Genomic DNA, 6454 nt, shown 5'->3' with positions numbered 1-6454 from the left:
TCTCGGCTCTCCGCCCAACTTTGCAACAGCACCTTCCGAAGTCCACCACACTGACGTTCCCGTCATTGCGGGGGCGGTACAGAGGGCTCCTGACGGATTGCCCGAAGTCCTCTGCACGAATTGACTTCCGGCCTGATGCCGCTGTACCAACCTGTCCTGATAGGCGGGCGCCTCGTTTGCCAGAAGATGGGCAAGGTTCCCTCTCCCCATTGCTTTTTGGGAGTCCTCGGCCAGCTACGGGATCGTGCCTGGCCGGTCCTCGGTCGAGTTGTTGTCCGGAGTTGGTGTGCAGCAGTCGGGTTCCCCGCTTTGCCCGGGGCCCTCGCCTGTGGGCGGCGTTCCCTGTCTGATGCGCAGTCTCCTGCGCCGGTTGAGGGCGGCCAATGCCGATGCGAGCACCACGGCTGCGGCGAGGGCTGCGATCAGGGTGCTGTTGTCGCTGATCCAGGCGCTGGCGGCGGCTGACCATACGGCGAGGCTGTTGGCCTGTGCGGTTCCGCCGGTGGCGGCGGGATACCAATACCAGCTGAGGTAGGCGCCGGTTATGGTGAGGATGAAGGCGGCGATGCGGTTGCTGTGCTTGGCCAGGCCGGTGATTCTTCGCCCGAGGGCGGCCCCGGCGATGGCCGTGCCTGCCGAAACGAGCATCAGGACAGTGGCCGAGCCTGCGGCGTAGGCGGCGAAGACCGCGAGCAGCCCGGCGTAGCTGGCGACGGCCTGGGCTTGGGCGATCACGGCCAGGAGCACCCCGAGGGTGCAGCCGAGGGATGCTGCGGCGTATCCGATCCCGAAGGCCACCATGCGCCCGGTTTTGTGACCTGCCCCTGCGGCTTCTTGTGTGCGGGGTTTCGTGGCCCAGGCCGGCAGACGGAGCCGTGGTGTGAGTCCGGTGAGCATGGCCAGGCCCAGCAGGAGAAGGATCACCCCGGTGGCCATTCCCAGCCAGGGCGCTGCGCTGATCAGGGTCCTGGCGCCCGCGCTGACGATCAGTCCGAAGGCTGCCAGGGTCCCAGCGAAGCCGAGGCTGAGCGCGAGTCCGGCCCGGAGCCCGTGGGCCAGACGCAGCGCGAGCGGGCGCGTCCGGGCGTCCCCGATGGTCTGGGCTATCCAGGCGGGCAGGAGGGCGAAACCGCAGGGATTGACCGGGGCAATCATTCCAGCGGCGAAGGCCAGGGCAAGCAGGGCTGTCATTGGGCACCGGCCTTGGTGAGTTCTTCTTGGATCTTTTCCGCAGACGGGTCGGTGGCCCGGAAGGTAACGTCGCCCTTCGCGTCGACCACCACCAGGGTGCTTATGGAGGTGACCTTGTACCGGGTGGTCAGTGTGGCCTCGGTGTCGATGACGGCAGGGAGCTCAGGGGCCTTGATGTAATCGCGGAATCCGTTGATGGTCTCCTTCGGTTCTCGGGGGTCCACGTCCACCAGGAGGTAGTCGGCCGAGCTTCCCAGGGCCGTGGAGGCCTTGTTCAGGGAATCGGCCCCTTCCGCACACTCACCGCATCCGGCAGAGAAGAAGAACAGTGCTGCGGGCTTACCGTCCGGGATGGTCCGGGTAGTGCCGTCAATGTCGGAGACCGTAACAGCAACGGCACCGGCCGCGTCGGGCGACGAACCGCCTGGCGCGGCCGACGGGCCGCTCGGTGAGCTGGCGCAGGCGGTTGTCAGTGCCATGACCGCTGCCAGAAACAGGGCGGAGGCGAGGTGCCTGGGCCGGGGAACGGACAGAGAACGGCGGGATCTCGGGTATGTCATGGTGTCTGGTGGTTCCTTCCAGGAATGGGGATGGGGACTCAGGCGGTGCCGTGGTCGGTGCGGTGGTGCTCGGGGACAACAGATAGGTGAGGGCCTGGTCGGTGGCGGTCAGGGCATTCCTTTGCTTCGGTAGTGGGGACTGGAGCTCAGGCGCAGCAGGAGAGCTCGGAGACGTCGGTGGTGAAGGCCTTGGCGGCGATCCTGATGCCCTCGGCCATCGTCAGGTAGGGGCTCCAGGCGGCGGCGACCTGCGCGGTGGTCATGCCCGCTTCGAGGACGTAGACGCCGGCGGCGGCGATTTCCCCGGCGTCCTTGGCCACCGCGGAGAGGCCCAGGATCCGTCCGGTGTCGCGGTCCGCGACAACCTTGATGAAGCCGCGGGTGTCGCGGTTGACCACGGCTCGCGGCACGTACTCCAGGGGGAGGACCCGGCACTCGCAGCTGATCCCGGCGGCGACAGCTTCCTTTTCCGTCATCCCGACCGCCCCGATGGCGGGACTGGTGAAGGTGACCCGGGGCAGGTGCCGGTAGTCGACCTCGGCCAGGGCATCGGTGAACGCATTGTCCACGGCCAAGGCGCCGTGGGCCGCTGCGACGTAAACGAACTCCCGATGGCCGGTCGCGTCCCCGGCGGCCCAAACCCGCGGGTTGGACGTGGCCAGGCGGGAATCGACCACGATCTCGCCGGATGCGCCGGTCTTCACCCCGACGGCGTCAAGGTCCAGTCCCTCGGTCACCGGGCGGCGGCCCAGTGCCACGAGGATGCGGGAAGCGCGGAACACCTCCTCGCCCCCGGCCACGTTTGCCGTCACCGAGACCCCGTCCGGGCCGGAGGCCACGGAGTCGGCCATGGCCCGCCGGACCACCCGGATCCCCTCGTCGGCGAACACCCCCGCCAACGCCTTGGATGCCTCCGGTTCCTCCTGCGAGGCCAACCGGGAACGGACCAGCATGGTCACCCGGGAGCCCAGCCGGGAGAAAAGCTGTGCCATCTCCAGGGCAACATAGCCTCCGCCCAGGATCAGCATCGATTCGGGCACCTCGTCCAGTTCCATCGCCGTCGTCGAGGTCAGGTACCCGGCCTCGGCCAGTCCGGGAACGGGCGGCACGTAGGGTGCGGAGCCAGTGGCCACGAGGTAGTGCCCGGCCTCGATCGTTCTCACTGCACCATCCGGGGAGATCACCCGGAGCAGCGGTGCGTCCTGGGTTCCGGTGAACGACGCGTCCCCCGAGATCATCGTCCACCCGTAGTCCGCGGCCAGATCGACGTACTTCTCCGTGCGCATGCTTTCAACCAGCGCGGCCTTGCCCTGAATCAGGGCCGGCATGTCCACCGGGCCCGCCGAGGCCGCCACCCCAGGGAAGCGGGCCGAATCCAACGCCACGTGGCGGGCCTCCGCGGCAGCCAGGAGCGCCTTCGACGGGACGCAGCCCGTGTTCACGCATGTCCCGCCCACGGTGCCGCGCTCCACCATCACGACGCGCTTGCCCAGTCCGGTGGCCCGGATCGCGGCCGCAAACGCTCCGCCGCCGGAACCAATAATCGCCAGATCGAACTTTTCGTTTGTCATTCCAGATGTCTCTTCCCTGTGGTTCAAAAGTTCCTATGGAACCATTGTGAACCTTCCAGTACAATGGAAGGTCAAGTGTGGTGGCCATTGGAAGGGGAATCGGCGAACATGAGGATCGGACAGCTTGCGGAAGCAACCGGAACCACGACCAAGACCCTGCGGTTCTACGAGGAGTCGGGGCTGCTCCCTCCGGCCGAGCGATTGGCCTCCGGCTATCGGGACTACGCCGAGGATGCCGTGGGTCGGGTCGGGTTCATCCACCGGGGCCAGGCCGCCGGGCTGACCCTCGCCCAGATCCGCCAGATCCTCGACATCCGCGACGGCGGCCAGGCGCCCTGCGAGCACGTGCGCGACCTGCTTGACGTGCGCCTCGCTGAGATCGAGCAGCAGATCGCGCAGCTCTCCGTGCTGCGCGACACTATCGCGGACCTCAGACAGGACGCCGCACACCCGGACCCTGAAACGTGCAGCACCGATCAAGTGTGTAGGTACTTGTAATCCAATTGGGCACACCTCCTTAGCAACCACGCTATGCGAGAGTTGCAGCTCGACGAGAGCCAGGATGACAGGATTAACCGCCAGGAGCTATCTATAAATAGGGACTATTTCTTACCTGGAAGTAACATTTTGGCGGTTGAGGATAATACCTTTGGTGCATTTTGAGCCAAAGTAAAAATAGTCCCCTACGGGAAGACGGAAATAAGACAGTTCCCGGTGGACAAGAACAGTCTTCGCGAGCAGGTAGTTGGTGGGCCCTTGCGTTCATAATTCTGTGCACCATCACCACCATGATCGACAGGCGAAAACCACCCCTCTTTGTGGACTCAACAGAAATACAAGGCAACCAGGCCAAAAAGGAGCGGGTTGAACCAACTACTTCTGACGACAAACAAAGACGAAATAAATGGAATCCACAGACTTTGGGCAACTTTTCTCTGGTGCTGATCCAAGGGTCACTATTCTCCCTGTTTCAAATAGCTGCTTCCGGCGCGAGTTTGGAAGTATGGACCATGCGTCTTTGTTTTCCGATATTGCTACTGGGCTTTATCATTTTCTTCTCGGCCAGGAGGGGAAGCGCAGCTGGGGGAGTTGTGACGGGCGTATTTCTACTAGTTTTAACCGTTTGCGGAATCATTTCGAGCGTGGGAGGAGCACCAAACGCATGGATTATTGGCTTCCAGATTTCTATCTTGGTAGTTGCATGGCGGGCCTCAGAAAGTCTCAAAGGGCCAGGCCAAAAGTGGCTTGAGTAAGTAGGAATAGAATGACTGACATCGTTCGTGAATCCCAGGGCGCGCACCTGTGCGCCTTGTTTATCAAAGCCCACGGGGATACTGGAGACTACGAGCACGCGCTAGACGCCGCCAACAGTGCAGCCGGACACCTGCAAGCAATACAAGCGGAGCTGCCTTCCACTTCCCCACTGGCCCGTGACACTGGAAGGCTTGCAAGGCTCGTGCGCGCCGCACAGCGGAACCTGTCTCAACAGCGTCCCGCAGATAATTCAGTCGAACTTCTTAACTTAGCCGCCAGCCTCAAAGAAAGGCTGGAAGGGGCGGATTCTAGGGGTCATTTTTCTTTGGCTAAACGCGGTTTTAGGCCGAATTTCGGCTCTCGACCACGAGCTCTAGGCCACGGGCTTCGTCCTCGTTTGAGAACCAGCCGGTGGCCTTGGTCGGGCTACGCCGCAAGCGGTGGCGCGTTGGGGAAAGCGTCGGTGCTAGTCTCATTGCGTCCGCGGGTGAAATTGGGTAGCCGAAAGTTTAATTGCTGGGACTCTGTAAACTCTGTGTGATTAGATTCACACGCCCCGACAGCGCTTCAAAAAGACCTTCCAGGCGTTATAGGAGCCACCGATAACGCCCGGTCGGGGCCGTTTGGAACGCTGCCGCTACGTCAGAGCCCGAAGGCTCCGCCGCTGACGAGGATCACGATACCGAGGCCGATGAGAACGATGGGAAAGAGGATGTGCTCCCAGCGTTCGAGCACTTCCGCGATCGGGGGGCGGGTTGCGACGAACTTTGCCAGGGCCACCAGGACCGCAACGAGCGCGAGGAAAATAACGCAGTAGGCGACTACTGCGAGAGGTTCCACGCTGAGGAATACAGGGGTGTAGACGCCGATGTTGTCGCCACCGTTGGCAAAGGTGACGCCTGCGACTGTCCCCACGCCAACCTTCTTGCCGGCAATCTTGGACTCGTCGTCATCGTCCTCATCGTCTCCGCGCCAGGCCTCCCATGCGGCCCAGAGGCCGAGGCCCAGCGGGATTAGACCGAAGTACGGGATGGCTGTCGAGGGCAGGAATGCTCCGGCGCCCATGGTCACTAGAACCGCGGCACCGAGGATGCCCGCGAATCCGAGGTACTGGCCGGCCAGAATGCGGGCGGTAGTGCCGCGCTGGCCTGCCCCTCGCGCGAAGAAGAGGGAGAGCACGATGATGTCGTCGATGTTGGTAGCTGCGAACAGGCCTATCGCCTGCAAGACCGAGGTGAGGATCATGCGTCCTCCCCAGCTGCGTAGCACCCGGGAAGCGAGCAGGCGGGATCGATGCACGGGGCGTCTTCGTCTACTGCCAAGGTGGCATCGACCAATGTGGTCAGCGCCTGCGCCAGGTGCGGATCGGCGATCTCGTATCGTGTCCGACGCCCCTCGGGCTCGGAGACGACAATCCCACAATCGCGCAAGCATGTCAGGTGGTTGGACACGTTCGGGCGTGTCAGGTCCAGATCTCGGGATAGTTCCGCCGGGTAGGCGGGATGGTCGAGCAGGGTCAAGATGATCCGGGATCGAGTGGGGTCGGCCAGTGCACGACCCAGGCGGTTCATCACGTCGAGACGCGAAGCAATAGTCAGCATGCGCTGAACTATACAGCGATCGCTGAACTAGTCAAGTTCCGGGTAGCGGTGCAGCTGTGTGCGCTGCTGAAGAGACAGTGAAAGTAGCAGAGATGGCGCAGATTCCGGCAAAGTTGCGAAAACAGCTGAACCACGCTCGTTTCTGATGATCGGCCCATGTGCGATTTGTGCCGCGCCGAAGGCAACCGAATTGGCTCGAAGTTCCGTAGCGTTGAAAGTTTCCGCTCGAACCATAAGTCACCGGGTGCTGTTGCAAAGTTGGGGCAGTAGAAAGACC

At 63.1% G+C, this 6454-nt stretch carries 7 protein-coding genes; 2 read left to right on the top strand and 5 right to left on the bottom strand.

Translation table 11 applies throughout. The features are described 5' to 3' along the window. Positions 1 to 234: 234 nt before the first annotated feature. From HMPREF2875_RS09565 to merA, 3 genes are all read right to left on the bottom strand, one after another. A complete protein-coding gene (locus HMPREF2875_RS09565; protein WP_005326045.1) occupies positions 235 to 1191 on the bottom strand; it encodes a cytochrome c biogenesis CcdA family protein in 957 nt (318 codons plus the stop codon). Further along, on the bottom strand, positions 1188 to 1751 hold the full coding sequence (locus tag HMPREF2875_RS09560) for a TlpA family protein disulfide reductase (RefSeq protein WP_070672565.1): 564 nt from the start codon (positions 1749 to 1751) through the stop codon (positions 1188 to 1190). The genes HMPREF2875_RS09565 and HMPREF2875_RS09560 overlap by 4 nt, the downstream gene beginning before the upstream one ends. 146 nt (positions 1752 to 1897) lie before the next feature. Next, positions 1898 to 3322 carry a mercury(II) reductase gene (gene merA, locus HMPREF2875_RS09555; RefSeq protein WP_070672562.1) on the bottom strand — a complete coding sequence of 475 codons (1425 nt, stop codon included), beginning with the start codon at positions 3320 to 3322 and terminating at the stop codon, positions 1898 to 1900. A gap of 108 nt (positions 3323 to 3430) precedes the next feature. Between merA and HMPREF2875_RS09550 the strand changes: the two genes are divergently transcribed. Further along, positions 3431 to 3820, top strand: coding sequence for a heavy metal-responsive transcriptional regulator (locus tag HMPREF2875_RS09550; protein ID WP_004601215.1), 390 nt, complete (start codon positions 3431 to 3433; stop codon positions 3818 to 3820). 290 nt (positions 3821 to 4110) lie between these two features. Further along, the gene (locus tag HMPREF2875_RS13545) at positions 4111 to 4575 is read left to right on the top strand and encodes a hypothetical protein (protein ID WP_141754612.1); all 465 of its coding nucleotides are present in this window, start codon (positions 4111 to 4113) and stop codon (positions 4573 to 4575) included. Positions 4576 to 5218: 643 nt separating this feature from the next. On the opposite strand, the gene HMPREF2875_RS09545 is transcribed toward HMPREF2875_RS13545, so the two are convergent. Beyond that, complete coding sequence (locus HMPREF2875_RS09545; RefSeq protein WP_070672560.1) at positions 5219 to 5821, bottom strand: cadmium resistance transporter; 603 nt, start codon at positions 5819 to 5821, stop codon at positions 5219 to 5221. Beyond that, positions 5818 to 6177 carry a Cd(II)/Pb(II)-sensing metalloregulatory transcriptional regulator CmtR gene (locus HMPREF2875_RS09540; protein ID WP_070523117.1) on the bottom strand — a complete coding sequence of 120 codons (360 nt, stop codon included), beginning with the start codon at positions 6175 to 6177 and terminating at the stop codon, positions 5818 to 5820. Before HMPREF2875_RS09540 ends, HMPREF2875_RS09545 begins: the two co-directional genes overlap by 4 nt. Positions 6178 to 6454 lie beyond the last annotated feature (277 nt).

Origin of the sequence: Corynebacterium sp. HMSC078H07, assembly GCF_001812805.1 — a bacterium.
Lineage (GTDB): Bacteria > Actinomycetota > Actinomycetes > Mycobacteriales > Mycobacteriaceae > Corynebacterium.
The sequence above is the reverse complement of the archived record's forward strand: the minus strand, read 5'-3'. Positions and strand labels throughout refer to the sequence as shown.

Bases quoted from the DNA above. Each gene is read 5' to 3' on its own strand.
- HMPREF2875_RS09565 (WP_005326045.1), bottom strand. From the start codon at position 1,191: ATGACAGCCCTGCTTGCCCTGGCCTTCGCCGCTGGAATGATTGCCCCG.
- HMPREF2875_RS09540 (WP_070523117.1), bottom strand. From the start codon at position 6,177: ATGCTGACTATTGCTTCGCGTCTCGACGTGATGAACCGCCTGGGTCGT.
- HMPREF2875_RS09550 (WP_004601215.1), top strand. From the start codon at position 3,431: ATGAGGATCGGACAGCTTGCGGAAGCAACCGGAACCACGACCAAGACC.
- HMPREF2875_RS09560 (WP_070672565.1), bottom strand. From the start codon at position 1,751: ATGACATACCCGAGATCCCGCCGTTCTCTGTCCGTTCCCCGGCCCAGG.
- merA (WP_070672562.1), bottom strand. From the start codon at position 3,322: ATGACAAACGAAAAGTTCGATCTGGCGATTATTGGTTCCGGCGGCGGA.
- HMPREF2875_RS09545 (WP_070672560.1), bottom strand. From the start codon at position 5,821: ATGATCCTCACCTCGGTCTTGCAGGCGATAGGCCTGTTCGCAGCTACC.
- HMPREF2875_RS13545 (WP_141754612.1), top strand. From the start codon at position 4,111: ATGATCGACAGGCGAAAACCACCCCTCTTTGTGGACTCAACAGAAATA.